This window comes from Mesorhizobium sp. M7A.F.Ca.US.005.03.2.1, from assembly GCF_003997795.1.
Classification (GTDB): domain Bacteria; phylum Pseudomonadota; class Alphaproteobacteria; order Rhizobiales; family Rhizobiaceae; genus Mesorhizobium; species Mesorhizobium ciceri.
In genome coordinates, this window is the sequence record NZ_RZRP01000050.1 from 1 (window position 1) to 15737 (window position 15737).

General features: G+C 62.7%; 15 protein-coding genes and 3 pseudogenes. 4 read left to right on the plus strand and 14 right to left on the minus strand.

Annotated features, from left to right (window positions below):
* Window positions 1-216, minus strand: a 216-nt coding sequence (locus tag EN991_RS05020) for an Lrp/AsnC family transcriptional regulator (protein ID WP_245460899.1), incomplete at its 3' end; no start/stop codon positions are given.
* Window positions 217-318: 102 nt separating this feature from the next.
* On the opposite strand from EN991_RS05020, the gene rocF reads away from it, so the two are divergent.
* From rocF to EN991_RS05035, 3 genes are all read left to right on the plus strand, one after another.
* Complete coding sequence (rocF, locus tag EN991_RS05025; RefSeq protein WP_127368295.1) at window positions 319-1251, plus strand: arginase; 933 nt, start codon at window positions 319-321, stop codon at window positions 1249-1251.
* Between the two features lie 2 nt (window positions 1252-1253).
* Window positions 1254-2309 (plus strand): ornithine cyclodeaminase, encoded by a 1056-nt coding sequence (locus EN991_RS05030; protein WP_127368296.1) that lies wholly within the window; start codon window positions 1254-1256, stop codon window positions 2307-2309.
* Window positions 2310-2460: 151 nt separating this feature from the next.
* Entirely contained in the window at window positions 2461-2931 is a 471-nt protein-coding gene (locus tag EN991_RS05035; RefSeq protein ID WP_127368297.1) for a MucR family transcriptional regulator, read from the plus strand.
* Window positions 2932-3063: 132 nt separating this feature from the next.
* Here EN991_RS05035 and EN991_RS05040 read toward each other — a convergent pair whose 3' ends face one another.
* The 6 genes from EN991_RS05040 to EN991_RS39760 form a co-directional block, all read right to left on the minus strand.
* Window positions 3064-3960 carry a LysR family transcriptional regulator gene (locus EN991_RS05040; protein WP_127368298.1) on the minus strand — a complete coding sequence of 299 codons (897 nt, stop codon included), beginning with the start codon at window positions 3958-3960 and terminating at the stop codon, window positions 3064-3066.
* 300 nt (window positions 3961-4260) lie between these two features.
* On the minus strand, window positions 4261-4605 hold the full coding sequence (locus tag EN991_RS05045) for a hypothetical protein (protein ID WP_127365581.1): 345 nt from the start codon (window positions 4603-4605) through the stop codon (window positions 4261-4263).
* 19 nt (window positions 4606-4624) lie between these two features.
* Complete coding sequence (locus EN991_RS05050; RefSeq protein ID WP_127365580.1) at window positions 4625-5065, minus strand: hypothetical protein; 441 nt, start codon at window positions 5063-5065, stop codon at window positions 4625-4627.
* A 282-nt stretch (window positions 5066-5347) separates the two neighbouring features.
* Complete coding sequence (locus tag EN991_RS39755; protein ID WP_164753786.1) at window positions 5348-5611, minus strand: hypothetical protein; 264 nt, start codon at window positions 5609-5611, stop codon at window positions 5348-5350.
* Between the two features lie 40 nt (window positions 5612-5651).
* The gene (locus EN991_RS41630; RefSeq protein WP_275955654.1) at window positions 5652-5780 is read right to left on the minus strand and encodes a hypothetical protein; all 129 of its coding nucleotides are present in this window, start codon (window positions 5778-5780) and stop codon (window positions 5652-5654) included.
* A 295-nt stretch (window positions 5781-6075) separates the two neighbouring features.
* A complete protein-coding gene (locus tag EN991_RS39760; protein WP_164753788.1) occupies window positions 6076-6243 on the minus strand; it encodes a hypothetical protein in 168 nt (55 codons plus the stop codon).
* A 324-nt stretch (window positions 6244-6567) separates the two neighbouring features.
* Between EN991_RS39760 and EN991_RS05060 the strand changes: the two genes are divergently transcribed.
* Window positions 6568-6771, plus strand: coding sequence for a hypothetical protein (locus EN991_RS05060; RefSeq protein ID WP_127368299.1), 204 nt, complete (start codon window positions 6568-6570; stop codon window positions 6769-6771).
* Between the two features lie 188 nt (window positions 6772-6959).
* Here EN991_RS05060 and EN991_RS05065 read toward each other — a convergent pair whose 3' ends face one another.
* The 7 genes and pseudogenes from EN991_RS05065 to EN991_RS41635 form a co-directional block, all read right to left on the minus strand.
* Window positions 6960-7886, minus strand: a complete 927-nt coding sequence (locus EN991_RS05065; RefSeq protein ID WP_127365578.1) for a DUF2493 domain-containing protein — start codon at window positions 7884-7886, stop codon at window positions 6960-6962.
* Between the two features lie 338 nt (window positions 7887-8224).
* The gene (locus EN991_RS05070) at window positions 8225-9262 is read right to left on the minus strand and encodes a toprim domain-containing protein (RefSeq protein ID WP_127368300.1); all 1038 of its coding nucleotides are present in this window, start codon (window positions 9260-9262) and stop codon (window positions 8225-8227) included.
* Window positions 9259-11880: pseudogene (locus EN991_RS05075) on the minus strand (strawberry notch family protein); the annotation flags it as partial. The gene EN991_RS05070 and the pseudogene EN991_RS05075, both read right to left, overlap by 4 nt.
* 2 nt (window positions 11881-11882) lie before the next feature.
* Window positions 11883-13319, minus strand: a pseudogene (locus EN991_RS05080) (ParB/RepB/Spo0J family partition protein); the annotation flags it as partial.
* Between the two features lie 155 nt (window positions 13320-13474).
* Window positions 13475-14446: a zincin-like metallopeptidase domain-containing protein gene (locus EN991_RS05085; RefSeq protein ID WP_127368301.1), complete on the minus strand. Its 972-nt coding sequence runs from the start codon at window positions 14444-14446 to the stop codon at window positions 13475-13477.
* A 160-nt stretch (window positions 14447-14606) separates the two neighbouring features.
* Entirely contained in the window at window positions 14607-15503 is an 897-nt protein-coding gene (gene ligD / locus EN991_RS05090) for a non-homologous end-joining DNA ligase (RefSeq protein WP_245460900.1), read from the minus strand.
* A gap of 84 nt (window positions 15504-15587) precedes the next feature.
* Window positions 15588-15728: pseudogene (locus EN991_RS41635) on the minus strand (hypothetical protein); the annotation flags it as partial.
* Between the last annotated feature and the right edge of the window lie 9 nt (window positions 15729-15737).

A 15737-nucleotide genomic window follows, 5' to 3' on the forward strand; every position in this document is an offset into this window, starting at 1 on the left:
CTGATCGACGGCGTCGGCGCGCAGCACCACCGTGTAGCCGATGATATCGCCGGACCGTTCGAGCCGCTCCATACGTGCCCTGACCGTGGCGCGCGAGACACCTAGATCGATGGCGAGATCCGACACGCTGCGGCGCGCATCATGCCGCAGCAAGGTCACTAGCCGTTCGTCCAGTGCATCCATCGGAGTTACCACTTTGATCAGTTTTGCTGCCATTACGATAGACAATGCTTCTCGAATTGCCAATTCTGCCTGTTCATATCGCCGGCTCGCCATGATCTTCTCGCGGTCATTCGAACTTGGGCCATGGGAAAAACAATGCGTTGCAAAATCGTCGGGGCGCCGGTGCAGGACGGCGCTGGCAGAATGGGATGCGAAATGGGGCCGAGTGCCCTGAGGACGGCCGGGCTTTCTGAGGTGCTGTCCGGCCTCGGCCACGCTGTCGAGGATATGGGCGCCATCCAAGCAATTCCAGCGAGACGCATTTCGCACGGCAACCTGGCGCTGAAGGCCCTGCCTGAGATATCGGCCTGGACGTCCGCCATTGCCGCGGCCGCATACGCGGCGAGCGAGGACGCCATGCCGATCTTTCTCGGCGGCGACCATTCGATCTCGGCCGGGACCTTATCGGGCCTCGCCCGCCGAGCCGCAGAAGCCAGCCGCCCGCTGTTTGTGCTCTGGCTCGACGCGCATCCGGACTTCCACACGCTCGACACCACCGCCAGCGGCAATCTGCATGGTGTTCCACTCGCCTACGCCAGTGGCCAGCCGGGTTTCGGTGGCTATTTTCCGGATCTGCCGGCAGCGGTCGATCCCAAGCGCGTCTGCACCATGGGCCTGCGCAGTGTCGACCCGGCCGAGCGCAGCGCGCTCAACCAGGCGGGCGTGACCGTGCACGACATGCGCGCGATCGACGAACATGGCATAGCGCCGCTGCTGCGCGCCTTCCTGGCGCGTGTATCGGCGGAGGACGGGCTGCTGCATGTCAGTCTCGACGTCGACTTCCTCGACCCGTCGATCGCGCCCGCGGTCGGCACCACGGTTCCCGGCGGCGCGACGTTCCGCGAGGCGCATCTGGTGATGGAGATGCTGTCCGACAGCGGCCTCGTCTCCAGCCTCGACCTGGTCGAGTTGAACCCTTTTCTGGACGAGCGTGGCCGAACCGCGACGCTGATGGTCGACCTGACGGCGAGCCTGATGGGCCGCCGCATCATGGACCGTCCGACCCGCAGCCATTCCGGGAGCTTTTGATCATGACCACGGCAAAGCTGAACATCGTCCCCTTCGTCAGCGTCGACCGAATGATGAAGCTGGTGATCGCCATCGGCGTCGAGCGCTTCCTGACCGAGCTCGCTGGCTATATCGAGGAAGACTTCCGTCGCTGGGAACTTTTCGACAAGACGCCTCGCATCGCCTCGCATAGCCATGACGGCGTCATCGAGCTGATGCCGACAAGCGATGGTCGCCTCTACGGCTTCAAATATGTCAATGGCCATCCCAAGAACATGCGCCAGGGTTTGCAGACGGTCACCGCCTTCGGCGTGCTCGCCGATGTCGGCAGCGGTTACCCAATGCTGCTCACCGAGATGACCATCCTGACGGCACTGCGTACCGCCGCCACGTCAGCTGTCGCGGCCAAGTATCTGGCGCCGAGCGGCGCGCGCACCATGGCCATCATCGGCAACGGCGCCCAATCGGAATTCCAGGCGATCGCCTTCAAGGCTCTGACCGGCATCGACCGGCTGAGGCTCTACGACATCGACCGGTCAGCCTCGCGGAAATGCGCGAAGAACCTGGCTGGCATGGGGTTCGACATCACTATCTGCGAAACCGGGCAGGAAGCGGTTGAAGGTGCCGGGATCATCACGACCGTTACCGCCGATAAGCAGTGCGCAACCATTCTCACCGACAACATGGTCGGCTCCGGCGTCCACATCAACGCCGTCGGCGGCGATTGCCCCGGCAAGACCGAACTGCACAGGGACATCCTGCTGCGCTCCGACATTTTCGTCGAGTTTCCGTCACAGACACGCATCGAGGGCGAGATCCAACAGCTTGATCCCAACCATCCGGTGACCGAGCTCTGGCAAGTGATCACCGCCAAGGCACAAGGGCGCCGAGACGCCAAGCAGATCACGCTGTTCGATTCAGTCGGCTTCGCGATCGAGGATTTTTCGGCCCTGCGCTATGTGCGCGACCAGTTGCAGGCGACCGGCCTCTACGAGGAGCTCGATCTGCTCGCCGATCCGGATGAACCGCGCGATCTGTTTGGCATGCTGCTGAGGGCAGCCATGCAGCCGGCAGCATAACAAGGCTCGCTCAAAAACTGTATCCGCCCTCCTGCCCAATTGCACTTGCACCTTCTTCTTGTCTTGTGCACCCGGTGCGCTTTGCTGTAGCGAGGCTGCTGACGTAGATCGGGGCTACGGCTACTGGAAGAGCAAATGAAGGGTTGGCCAAATGCCTGAAGATCTTATCGAGTCCGACGCGGAATTGCTGGAGATGACCGCTGACATCGTTTCCGCCTATGTCAGCAACAACCCGGTTCCCGTCACCGAACTCGCGCGCGTAATTGCCGATACCTATGAAGCGATCAGCAAGCTGCAGGGACCGCCCCCGCCCAAAGCGGAAGAGAAGACTACACCCGCTGTCCCGATCAAGAAATCGGTGACGCCCGATTTCATCATCTGCCTGGAAGACGGCAAGAAGTTCAAGTCGCTCAAACGGCACCTTGGCACTCACTACGATCTGTCGCCGGATGCGTACCGGGCGAAATGGGGCCTGCCCGCCGACTATCCGATGGTTGCGCCGAATTATTCCGCGGCGCGATCGACGATGGCGAAGGCGATCGGTCTGGGACGGAAGGCCGTAGCGCCTGAGCCTGAAGCGGCGCCAGCGAAGCGCCGCAAGATCGGCATCAAGACGACCTGACATCGAGGTTATTTGGCTCGAACGGCCCGCGTTCTGTTGCAGCAGGCGCGGGTTGATCACTGTTCGACAAAATGAACCCTGCCCCTTATTCAAGGGCAGCGGCCATCAAGGACAACGCTCCTCAAGGGAGCATCACCCTCCCGCAGACGGCGTCTGTGCAAACGCAGCGATTATCGCTTCGAGCGAGACGTTCAATGCGTTAGAAAAGGTCCTGCCCTTCTGCCAAATCGCAACGTAGTGATAGAGCGCGGACGGTTCCACCGGTTTTGCTTCGAGGTTAAACGCCGCGTACTCACGCGCGATGATCTCGTTGGTTATCGAAATGCCGAGGCCAGCCGAAACGTATCCGGCTTCGTGACCGTTGCAATCGAATTCCACCAGTATGTCTGGCTCAACGCCGGCGAAGCGCAAGGCATTGAAGTTCATTTGGTGTGCGGCGAACTGCGGATCGATATCGACGATCGTTTCGCCTGCCAGGTCGTGAGCCTCGATACAGGCCTGTTTTGAAAAGCGGTGGTCGGGATGGAAGATGCATACGTTTCGTGCCGACCCAAGCGGCGCCCACTCAAAGAGACTTGGATCCAGGGGCAGCCTCGAGATTCCGAGTTCGGCACGCCCTGCCAGGATGTGCTCGCCGATCTGCTCGTAGCTTCCCGAAAGTGACCGGACATTCGAGGCGGTCTTTGAGTGGATGATCGCCACGACCTTGGGCAAGGTCACGAAACCGAAAACAGAAGGCGCGGCAATCGCAATCCGCTGCTTTTCGTCGTTCTTCATCGCGAAGATCGACGCTTCCAGCCGATCCAGCGACGTCAGGGCAAGTTCTACGTTTCGCAGAAGTTCCCATGCTTCCTGCAAGGGGACGATGCGGTTGGCTGATCTCTTGAAGAGTGTGATGCCGAGCGTGGTCTCGAGTTGCTTCACATGTTGACTGACGGCCGGCTGGCTAATCCCGAGCGCTGCCGCCGCTCGCCTTGTAGAACCAGCCCGCAACACTTCTCGGAAGACCTTCAGTTGACGGAGCTTCAGACGATTTCACCGGTGAACTCGTTCGATGCGGACTTCTTGAAGGTGCCGATGGTAGCCATTGTAAAGTCTCCTTTTCTGTTTCGAGCCCGCACCATGCGGCCTCGATGGCGATCGCTTGGCCGGAGGCGAGCGACGACGCATCGCTTGCGACCGGAGCAACGCGGAGGACGGCGCCGGAACGACTTTCTTGTTTCGCGAGGAATGGCGGCGCTCGGGGTCCCCATGCGCTTGCCGCGTGGGGTGGGAGCCGGCAGGGGAAGAAAGTCGGGACGCGTCGTTGCGGCTTAGGCGGTCGAGGCTTCAGCCGTCCTTCGGCCAGATCAGCCCATTGAAGAGGCCGTTTGGAGCGCTCTTGGAACAGTTTGGCAAAGGAGACAGTGGCGTCCAACGCGCCGCCAGCAGATCGCTGCGGGCTGGACCGGCATCGCCTAGACATCCAGGCATCACGCGCATCTCCAACGACGCGGCGACGGGTCGCCTACCGTCCTGCCACCGCATGGCCGGTCTGCCCTGCGGCGTCGACAGAATGTCCACGCTCACAAACAAGGCCGCGCCGTCGAGGTCGTTTGCTCTATCCTTCGCATGCAGCCCGATTGCTCCAAGCACCGACGATGAGGAGGCTAAGGCTTCGTCGGTCTGGTCCACCCGCCTCGCTCGCGCGGGTTTAAGCTTCAACCATGTCCCTACCGGATTGGTCGGCGGCGGCCATGCCCGCGAGCCGCAGATATGCCGTGACGCCGACGGCGACCCCGCCAATGACGGAAAAGACGATCTGCCAGATTTCCGAAGGCATCATGTGCTTCGCAATGCCATGGCTGGCATGGTAGCCGGCAACGATCGCGGGAGCGACGAAGACCATCGCGATCGCCAGCCTCACCCACATAGGCCTGACAACGCCGAGGAGGATTTGGCCGATGCCGAGCGTCAACCCGGCTGCGAGGATGCCGACAAGGATCGCGCCAAGCCAGCCGGCACCGGTGTTGAATGCCCATGCACCTGCGTTGATGCCGACGAACAAAGGGAGGGCGACGACGGCAGACGTGAAGAGCAACCAGCACAAGATGCCGATGGCCGCGACGCAAAGGAGAATGCCGAGGATGATCATGGTGGTGTCTCCGAGAGAACGACTCTGGCGATTGCGCCTTCCACCACCACCTGGCGCAGTGCACAGCATAGCAAAGGAAAAGCGCGGGTGAAACCCGCCGGTCTTCTTGGTAGTGGGTCAATTTGAAATTAGGGCTGGGTAGCGCTCTTGTCGGTAAGCCGATCTAGCAGCTTGCGGGACTCCGCGATTATGCGGCGGGTCTCTGCGATGGTGGCGTGCAAGTCTTCCACACCTGCCGCCGCTCGTATCTGGTAGAGGCGCGCATGTTCTGCGGCAAGGTGATCAAGTTCCCACTCGTCCATCAGGGGACGGTCCATTGCGGATTAGCTCGAACGTCACCTTTACCACAAACAGCGGCGCGCTTGTACCGTCATGAACTCGGATTGCGACTTCGCGAAACGTGCCGTCCGGCATCTGGTCCTTGGCGATTTCGAGCAACGCCCTTGCTGCCTCATCTTCGGCAGAAGCTAGGCTTGGAAGGTCCGTGCCTTCCGTGTCCGGGTATGAGGTTCCGTTGTCGATTAGATCGAAGAAGAAGCGGGCCATGTGGCCCTAATCATGAACCCTCAGAAATGTTTCATTGCTGCTACATCTCAATCAGGGCGTAGGCCACGCCGAAGATTGCAAGCGTTGCAGCCGCAAAAAACGCCCAGCCTTTTAAGGCGGCGCGCACATCCTCCGGCTTCGCGCCCTTCTGGTTATCGTATTCGTCCATAGTAAAGACCCTGGTTCATAGGTCTGTCTTGATACCAACATCAATAGACGGTGGGCAACCCTTCAGCGGTCGGCTTTGTCATGCGAACACGCGCTTCTTATAGGAGCCGCGCACCGTCGGCTTCTGAGCTTCCTTCGCTTTGCTTGGGGTGCTTATCGGTCATGGCTTGAAGAGGGCATATGCTTCCGCCAATTTCCAGACGGCGCGTATGCAATGCACGTATCGTGATCGGGGCTGACTTTCAAACTGACCCGCTACCGTCTTCTTGCATCGGCAGGCGCGATGTCTGCCCCCGTCATGGGGCGAACGGGTCGATTTCGCCGATAACGGCGGTGTCGTCGCCGTCATACTCGTTCGCCGGCACCACCGAGAGGGTGCCGTCGCCAGCACGAAAGATGACGATAGTGACCATGAGAGTGGCGGCGAGGCTGAAGGCGAAGGCATGTGCGTCTGCGAAGGACATCGATCCGGCTCCTGTTTGAAGCGGAGGACCCTCCCCCGCTGACAGGCGCCCGATGTGTTCGGCCGGTGGCCGCAATCACCGCGAAGGCGAAGCCGGAGCGGCGGCACGCTTCGCGTAGTCCGACCCCTTGCGGGTTGATGGCCTCAGGCCATCGGCTGGACCAAGGATCAGCGCAATGGATCGCGGGGTGCGGTCATCTTCAAGTCAGGAGCAGCGGGCATTGTTGAGGCAACGCTCTTGCTCCAGGAGAGCCTGAGCGAGCTGCCGCGCGATGTGGCGGGCGTCGAGCGAGAAACCGGACGCCCATGATCGCGATGGATCCTGGTGGAAGCCGCCACGCTGAAAATGAGGATGAAGCCGGGCGATGACGCTGTGCAGTTGCGGTGGCAGGCGCAATCCAGCTCTCTCGGCGTAGCGAGCCGCCTTGTCGAGATCGTGCCCGATATGGCGCGGTTCCAGCAATCATCGGTCGCGACTCTGAGAAGATACGACTTCAGGAGCAATTCAATGGCGATGGCGATGGCGTGAAGGGCCGCATTGTTCCTGCCTCGATCCGCCGCCCAGTCAGTGCCATCGAGGTGAGCGGCGGCATTGCGCAAGAAGGTGTCGGCAAGCGCGACGTCCAGTGTGAAGCTTTCGGGAAAGGATACGACGACATAGATTGAAAAATGCCGTGTCTCCCGGCTATGTATCGGGGGCTTAGGTTCCGGCGGCGCTTACGCGCCGCCGTTGACCAGCCGATAGACCGGAATGCCGAGTTTGCGGGCCTTGTCGGCGAGGTTCTCCTGAATGCCGGTGCCCCGAAAGATGATGACGCCGATCGGCATGACCGCCAACATCTGGTCGTTGCGCTTGAAGGGAGCGGCCTTGGCATGCTTGCTCCAGTCGGGCTTGAAGGCGACCTGCGGCACCTTGCGATGATCGGCCCAGCGGGCGGCGATCTTTTCGGCGCCTTTCGGTGATCCGCCGTGCATCAGCACCATGTCGGGGTGCTTGGCGCGGATTTGGTCGAGCTTTGCCCAGATCAACTGGTGATCGGCGCTATCGCCGCCGGAGAAGGCGATCTTGGGGCCGGCGGGTAACATGATTTCGGTTTCCGCGCGCCGCCTTGCCGCGAGGAAGTCGCGGCTATCGATCATTGCGGCTGTGAGATGGTGGTGGTTGACCATCGACCCCGTGCGCGGTCGCCAGGCCGAGCCGGTTTGCTGATCGTAGTGGTCGGCGGCCTGGTCGCGCATGAGCTCGAAGGCGTCGCGCCGTTCGATCATGGTCTGGCCCTGGGCGGTGAGTGTCTCGAGTTCAACCGCCTTGATCTCGGTGCCGTCCTGTTCGCGCTGCAGGCGGCGCTGGGCCTGCTCGTTGTCGTCCAGTTGCCGCTCGATCCGTTGTACAGCGCGGTGGAAGACATTGGTGACGGACCAGAGCAGATCATCGAGGTCGGATTCGAGGCGCGTGTCAGCCAAGGTGGCGATGAGGGCGTCAAAGATGTCGGCCACCGCGCCGGCCACGTGGTCGCCGCCGGGGAGCGGTCGCGGATCTGGCTCGTCCGCATAGGGGCGCCAGCCATAAAGCTGGAGTTCGGTGAGGATATGATCGGTCGGAGAAGCGGCGTGGTGCGGTTCGCTGTCGTCGTGCTCGCTCATCGGATGCTCCCGTCGGGTGACCGCGACCCTCGCGGCCTTCATGGCGGCGAGAGCCCACGGGCGGGACGGTCCGACACCCGCAGCGAAGCGGAGGGCCGGAGCGTAGCGGAGGATGGCGGCGTCCGGCTATTTTGCTTCGCGATGGAAAGGCGTCGCGCCCAATCGCTGCCATTCGCGATTGTCGTGCGCCGCCGGAAAATAGTCGGCCGCCGCCATTGCCTGACCGGCACGACTGTGGGCCCGATCGCCCTCTTAAAGGCCTGGCCGCGGTTCTCCTGCCGGCGGGCCACGCATCCTGCGGCGCATCGGCACCATGCGCCGCGCGCTTCCCTCCCGGCTCATGCTGCCCGTGTCAGATAGCAAATGCGATCTTTGCGCATGAGCTGGTCCGCAATCGAGGCCCGCAAGGCGGCAAGTCCGAAATGGCGGAGGTCTTCGTTGAAATCCTCCGTCTCCGGCGACAGCACGATAGCCTCGATTCCTGCGTCCGTCGCGCGCTCAAGCAAGCTGTGTCTGGCACCGTCACCGGCCGGATCGTTGTCGAGGATGACATAGAGCCGCCGCAGGTTCGGTGGGAACAACATGGCGGCAAGATGGGCTGCCGAGAGTGCCGCAGCCATCGCCATGTCGGGCAAGGCGCATCTGAGCGAGAGCGTCGTCTCGATGCCTTCGCCTGCCGCCATGACGCTGCCGGGTACGCCGAAGCGGACGGCGTGACCGAGAAGGTCACCCATTGCCCGACGCGGCGTGTCGACGAGTGCCTTGCCGGCGCCGTCCGGTGCGAGCCAGGTGCGGTGCGCGCCGGTCAGATGTCCATCGAGGTCGGTGACAGCGGCGATCATCGCCGGCACGGTCTTGGTCGGTCCAGGATCGTCTGGCCGGTAGTAGCAGTGTGGATGGAACTGCAAGGCCGCGGTTCCGTGCAAAGTCGTAATGCCGCGTCCACGCAAATATGTTTCCACGAGGGTGCCGATAATGGGCTTCGACATGGCGACCAGTCGGCGAGCCGCTTCCGGAGATCCAATAGGGACCTGCGCGATCGGCTCGGCCGGTCGGGGTTGCATGGCATCTGGCATAGCGAGAAACACGCGCGCCTCGTCGGCGACGTCCCGGAAATTGACCAGTCCGAGGGATTCGCGGATGACATCGAGCAGATCTCCATGCTCGCCGGTGGCGGCGTCGGTCCATTTGCCTGGCGGTCCCTTCGGGGATGGCTGCAGACGCACGAACATCGAGCGGCCCGGCGCATTGCGGACGTCGCCGACGGTCCAATAGTTGCCCTGGCGACGGCCATTGGAGAGGTAGTGGCGGCACACCGCCTCGGCATGTTCGCCGAGGCGGTGTGCGAGGTCGGATGCAGCGTGAAGCGCAATCATGCAGCCTCCCGCTCACTGACCTGATCGATTGGGAAGCGGTCGAGCACGCGCTCCAGCACGGCGAGTCCGCCAGCGTCGATCGGCACGAACATCCTGAGCTTCCACGAAATGATCTCGTGGAAGAGACCGTAGGCGGTGAGGCGCTCGGGCATCGTGTCGGTGAACCCAGACAATTCGATGCGCCATGCGCCCATGACGCGGCTGCGGCGAAGCTGGAGATCCTCGGCAAGATCGAGGATGCTCCGGCCGTCCATCAGAGCCGCAAAAGCCTGCTCCGGCGATAGCGCAACTACGTTCGGCGCAGAGGCGTTGGCGGCCCATGCCGGCGAGACGCGGCGGCCGATGATGCGCTCGCCCTCGTCGGTCTGAAGTCGATAAACCCGGGTCGACTCGTTGGGCAGACGCTTCCAGATCGGCAGCAGCAAGCCGGTGACCATGTGCAAGACCGAGTCCGAAAACTCCGGCACCCCGGCGAGTTCGGCCGTCCAGGCAGTTGTGAACGCCTCGCGATCGGCCTCGATCCAGCGTGTTTCGCCCATGGCCTTGAGCGGCATGTTCTGGCCTTCCATCGGCCGGATCAGGCGGACACGTCGCTCGACCTCGCCATCGTCGAGCATGACGCTGGTGGTCGGGATCTGCACGGCGGCGCGGCCCGATTGTTCGTTGATGAGCAGTACGGCACGCGGATCGCGGAGATGATCGATCGCCGCATCGAGCGTGACGGGCCGATTGCGCTTGCGTTGGGTGATCGTGAGCAGGCGGCTTTCGGCGCCGGTGCGCGGATGGGTGTAGATCACCTGCCGATCGGTGACGACGAAGTTTTCGGCCTGCAGCGTCTCCAGCCCGGCATCGTAGGTGCCTGACGCGATCGCGCCCTCGATGCGCGCCGCCAGCAGTTGCTCGAAGGCACCGAACAGCACGCCCTGCAGTGCGATGGTCAGTGCGAGCAGGCGATTGAGGAAGGTGGTGATCGGCGGCAACTCGTCCTTGATGCCATTGGCATCCGTAAGCTTAAGGCCGGTTGCCGCCTCGAAACGCTCTAGCGAGCAGCCCTCGACCTTGCAGCGTACGATCAGCAGATAAAGTTGCCGTAGCGCATCGCGGGCATAGTGGCTTTCCAGATTGTCCTCTGGCCGGAACAAGCCCTGGCCGCCGGTCTGGCGCTGGCCGCGCGTGATTGCGCCCAGCGTATCGAGCCTCCGCGCGATCGTCGAGAGGAAGCGCTTTTCCGCTTTTACATTGGTCGAGATCGGCCGGAAGAGCGGCGGATGCGCTTGATTGGTGCGACGCGTGCGTCCCAGGCCCTGAATGGCGGTGTCGGCCTTCCAGCCGGCTTCGAGCAGATAATGCACACGCAGCCGCGTGTTGCGGGCCGACAGGTCGGCGTGGTAGCTCCTCCCCGTTCCGCCCGCGTCCGAAAAAACCAGAACGCGCTTCTGGTCATCCATGAAGGCCTGCGTCTCGGCGAGGTTGGCTGACCCGGTACGGTTTTCAACGACAAGGCGCTCGCCCTTGCGGACAATGCGGCGCAAGCGACCGGTGACCTCGGCCACGATGTCCACCCCGAAATGCTGGATGATCTGGTCGAGCGCGCCGGGGACAGGCGTCAAGCTGGCGAGTTTGGCGATCAGCTCGTCGCGCCGGGCGACCGCCTCCCGGCTCTCGACGGGCCGGCCTTCGCGGTAGACCGGGCGCGACGATAGACAGCCTTCGGAGTCGGTGAAGGGCTCGTAGAGCTGCACCGGGAAGGAATGGGCGAGATAGTCGAGGACGTATTCGCGCGGCGTGATGTCGACGCGAACATCGTTCCATTCCTCGGTAGGCAGCTCGGCCAGCCGCCGTTCCATGAGCGCCTCTCCCGTCGAGACGATCTGGACAACGGCCGCATGGCCCTCCTCCAGATCCCGGGTGATGGACCGGATCAGGGTCGGCGTCTTCATGCTGGTCAACAGATGACCGAAGAAGCGCTGCTTGGCGCTTTCAAAGGCGCTGCGCGCGGCCGACTTGGCCTGGGCATTGAGCGTGCCGGTGCTGCCAGTGATGTTGGCCGCCTGCATCGCCGCATCGAGATTGTTATGGATGATGCCGAAGGCGCCGGCATAAGCATCATAGATGCGGATCTGTTCCGGCGTCAGCTCATGCTCGATCAGTTCGTATTCGACGCCGTTGAAAGAGAGCGAGCGGGCCGTATAGAGGCCGAGTGCCCTGAGGTCGCGTGCCAGCACTTCCATCGCCGCCACGCCGCCGGCCTCGATCGCCTCGACGAACTCGGCGCGGCTTGAGAATGGAAAATGCTCGCCGCCCCAGAGGCCGAGCCGCTGCGCATAGGCGAGATTGTGCACTGTGGTGGCGCCAGTCGCCGACACATAGACGATGCGGGCATTCGGCAGGGCGTGCTGTAGCCTCAGGCCGGCACGGCCTTGCTGGGAGGGAGCGACGTCGCCGCGTTCGCCCTTGCCGCCACCGGCGTTTTGCATGGCGTGCGCCTCGTCGAAAATGATGACCCCGTCGAAATTCGGACCCAACCATTCGACGATTTGTTTGACCCGCGAAACCTTCTCGCCGCGAGCGTCGGAGCGCAGCGTGGCATAGGTGGTGAACAGGATGCCTTCCGCCAGCGCAATAGCGCCGTGATGGCCACATGCTGGTTCTCGGCTACGGCATTGCGCAGCGCCAAGGTGCGTTGGGCGGTGAGTTCGATCACCAGGCGCTCGGGCAGCGACTTGATGGTGTCGCCCTCATTCTCCTCGGGCTCGGAGGCCTGCGCGCCGATGGTGATGGTTGCGCGGCGAACGGAAAGATCGTCGCTGCCATCCTCGCTCCCGGTCACATCGCAGGGCTCGGCGGAGTCGCCTTCGACCGTCTCACGTGTCTCGTCCTCAGGGCGCACATAGCCCCGATCGACGACGAGATCGCCATTACGATCGATGTTGATGAACACGCCGGCGCGAGCGATCTCGGCCGCATCGTAGTTCATCGGCCGGCTCTCGAAGGCCTCGAGCGCGGACTCGATCTCGCCGAAGCGCTGATCGACCACATCGGGGAGTTCGTCGGCTTCGCCATACTCGGCTTCCAGCCGATCGTATTCCTTGCGCAACGCTTCACGTTGTCCCCGCTCCGGGTCGGTCAGATCGGCGGGAGTGCCAGCGAGCGCCCTCAGGCCGTGATTGTGGCCATAGGGCAGATCGATATCGACCACGATCCACTTCCACCCTTCGGCGGCGATCTCATCTGCGATCGATTTCAGCTTGTCGCGAACCAGGCGGTCGAGCAGCACAGGGTCCTGCAGCCAGCCGCCATTGTCGGCCTCGAACAGGTCACGCAGCACTATCCCCCCGGCTGCGACATAGGCCTCGACACCGACGAACAGCGCTCGACGATCGCTTGCCCGAACCGTGGTTTCGGTCAGCATGCGCCGGATTTGATGCGGCTCCTTCGACCACGAATTTTCGAGCGCCTCCCAGACCTGTTCCTGACGGGCGTGATCGTCGGCCACGGTAAAGGCCATGAGCTGATCGAGCTTCATGCCGTCCTGCTCGTAAATATCGTGCAGCTTGGGCGAGACTTTCGCGAGCCGCAGGCGTTGCTGCACGAACGTTGCGGAAACGAAGAAGCGTGCCGCGATCTCCTCATGGCTGGCGCCATGGTCGTGCAGAGTCCGGAAGGCGCGAAACATATCGAGCGGATGTAAATCTTCGCGCTGAAAATTCTCGGCTAGGGAATCCTCCTCGATCGGGACCTCACTATCGGCGTTGGTCACGACGCAGGGCACGGGCTCGGTCTTGACCATGCGCTTCTGCTTGATCAGCAGTTCCAGCGCGCGATAGCGGCGTCCGCCAGCGGGCACCTCAAACATGCCCGTCTCCTTACCCTCGTCATCCAACACCGGCCGGACGTTGAGGCTCTGCAGCAGGCCGCGCCGTGCGATCGAGGCGGCGAGGTCCTCTATCGTTTCCCCGCGCTTGATGCGCCGGACATTGGACTGGCTCAGCGTCAGCTTGTTGAAAGGGATGTCACGCGAGGCATTGAGGGTGATCTTCTGCTTGACGGTAGCCATCTTGATTATCTCCGCGACGGGCGGCCGAGACTCTCTCGACCTCCAAACCCGTCACAAAGAAAGGCGCAGCCCTCTCACTCTGAGGACTGCGCCCCACACCGAAGATAACGGAGGGGCACAGGGCAGCAGGCACGACTTTGCATCAATGAGGAGGATCATGCCGCCCTCCACTTGATCTCGGTTTCATCGACCTCGCCTTGGCCTGCCCTGAATGCGCCGTCAGGTTGCGGCAGGAACGAGAGCAGCCAGTCGGCCGCCTTGCTGGCCCGCGACGCGGCACGCACGATCGCGCGGTTGTCTTCGCGCAGAACCTCAAGCCAGGAGGCCAGGTAGTCGGCGTGGCGTACGGTCGGCACGATGCCAAGCGAGGCGCAGCAGAAGGCTGCGTTCATCTCCGCGACCAGTTCCTCGAAAGCATATTTCCTGGTACCGAAGGCGCCGCCGAGGTCACGGCCGACGCGGGAGGCATGGCCGGTCGCATGGCCAAGCTCGTGCAGGGCGGTGCGATGCCAGTCGATGGTCTGGAAGTAGGCCTGCGGCGGCGGCACCCGAACATAGTCATGCGCCGGATCATAATAGGCGCGATCGCCACCGATGCGGAAATCGATCCCGGTCGCCTTGATCAGCGCGTCGACGACCGGCTCGATCAGTCCAGGCTCTGGTGCAGGCGGAGCCACGGCCAAATCGTCGGGGAGATTTTCACATTGTGCTACGTTGAACACGATGAAGCGCTTCAGGAACGGTATGGCTTGGGCTGCTTCGCCGGTTTCCCGCGCACGGCTCTTTTGGTCTTCAGGGACGAAGCGGTCAGCATAGACGACGGTGGTGCCGTGTTCGCCCTTGCGGACATGGCCGCCCAGCGATAGCGCCTGACGGAAAGTCAGCCAGCTCTGGACGGGAAAGCCATGCTCGATGACCGCCCCCCACAGGATCAGCACATTGATTCCGGAATAGGCGCGGCCGGTCGCGGCATTGGCCGGCATAGCAATGGGCGCTTGCGCCGCCGCCGTGCCCCAGGGCTGCACCCAGGGAAAGCGCCCTGCTTCCAGTTCGGCGAGGATCTTGTTGGTGATATCGCCATAGAGGCTTGACCGGTCGGCGCCGGCGCGAGCGTATTGTCTGGACATCGCGGTTCTCCGCGACGGGCGCCGGAAGCCTCTCCTCCAGCTCTCAACCCGTCACGGCAAACCGGTCCGTACTCTCACTCTAGAAGGCGTTGCGGGGGCCTCCCGCAGAAGGGGACGCTCTCGAATTTGGGCAAAGGCTGTCCGCGCCAAATGCTTATTCCTACCGGACTACGTGGCGGATGCGCTCGGTAAGCGTTTGTTCGACTTCGAAATAACCTTCCCAGGCTTCCGGCAGCTGAGCCCGCGCGGCGGCGGCGAAAACATCGAAACCGTTGGCGCTTTCGCAGGAGGGCAACTCCTCCCAGCTGACGGGCACCGCGCACCCCGCCCCCGCGCGTGCCCGAGTGGACCAGGGACAGATTGCAGTGGAGCCCTGGCCGTTGCGCAGGTAATCGAGAAACATTCGGCCCTTGCGCTTCGCCTTGCTCATGTTGGCGACGAAGCGCGACGGATCTGTACGGGCCAGCAGTTCGGCGAAGTCTTGGCAGAAGCTCTTGACCTCGTCCCAGTCTGCCTCCGGGACGAGCGGCACGACCACATGAACGCCCTTGCCGCCGGACAGCAACGGCCACGACTGCAGTCCAAGCGCTTCCAGAATGCCCCGAATGTCGAAGGCTGCCTGCTTGACGGCGGTGAAGCCCAGGCCCTCGTCGGGATCGATGTCGAAGATCATACGATGCGGCAGATCCGGCTGCTGGCGCAGGCTTCCCCAAATGTGGAATTCGAGCACGTTCATCTGGACGCCTGCGATCAGCCCCGCCAGGTCGCTGACCCACAAGATGCGGCTTTCCTTACCGGACATCTTCGCCAAGTGGCCGTCATGAATGGCCTTGGGCATGCCTGGCAGTCTGTGTTTCTGAAAAAAGGTCTGTTGCAGGTCGCCGTCGGTATCGCGCACCAGCGACAGCGGCCGATCCCGGATGTGCGGCAGCATCTTCTCGGCGACGACGGCGTAGTAAGCGGCAAGCGTGGCCTTGGTCACCTTGGTCCCGGGATACATGACCTTGTCCGGATGCGTCAGCTTGACGCCGACAGCAACGGCGATCTCCTTGCCCAATCGCGGATCGAGATTGGCGGAGCCAAGGGTTGCCGGCGTCTTCGGCATCTCGATCACCACCTGGTCGGCTGGCTTGTCTTCGCGCATGCCCTCAAAGCTTGGATGCCGCAAGCTGCCGTCCGGTGTCACTTCGGCATAGGTGACTTCGGCGACAAGCTCGGGCTTCACCCATCGGGCACGGCGGGCAATGTCTCTCGGAACAGAAACAAAAGGCGGTTTCTCAATACGGCGTTT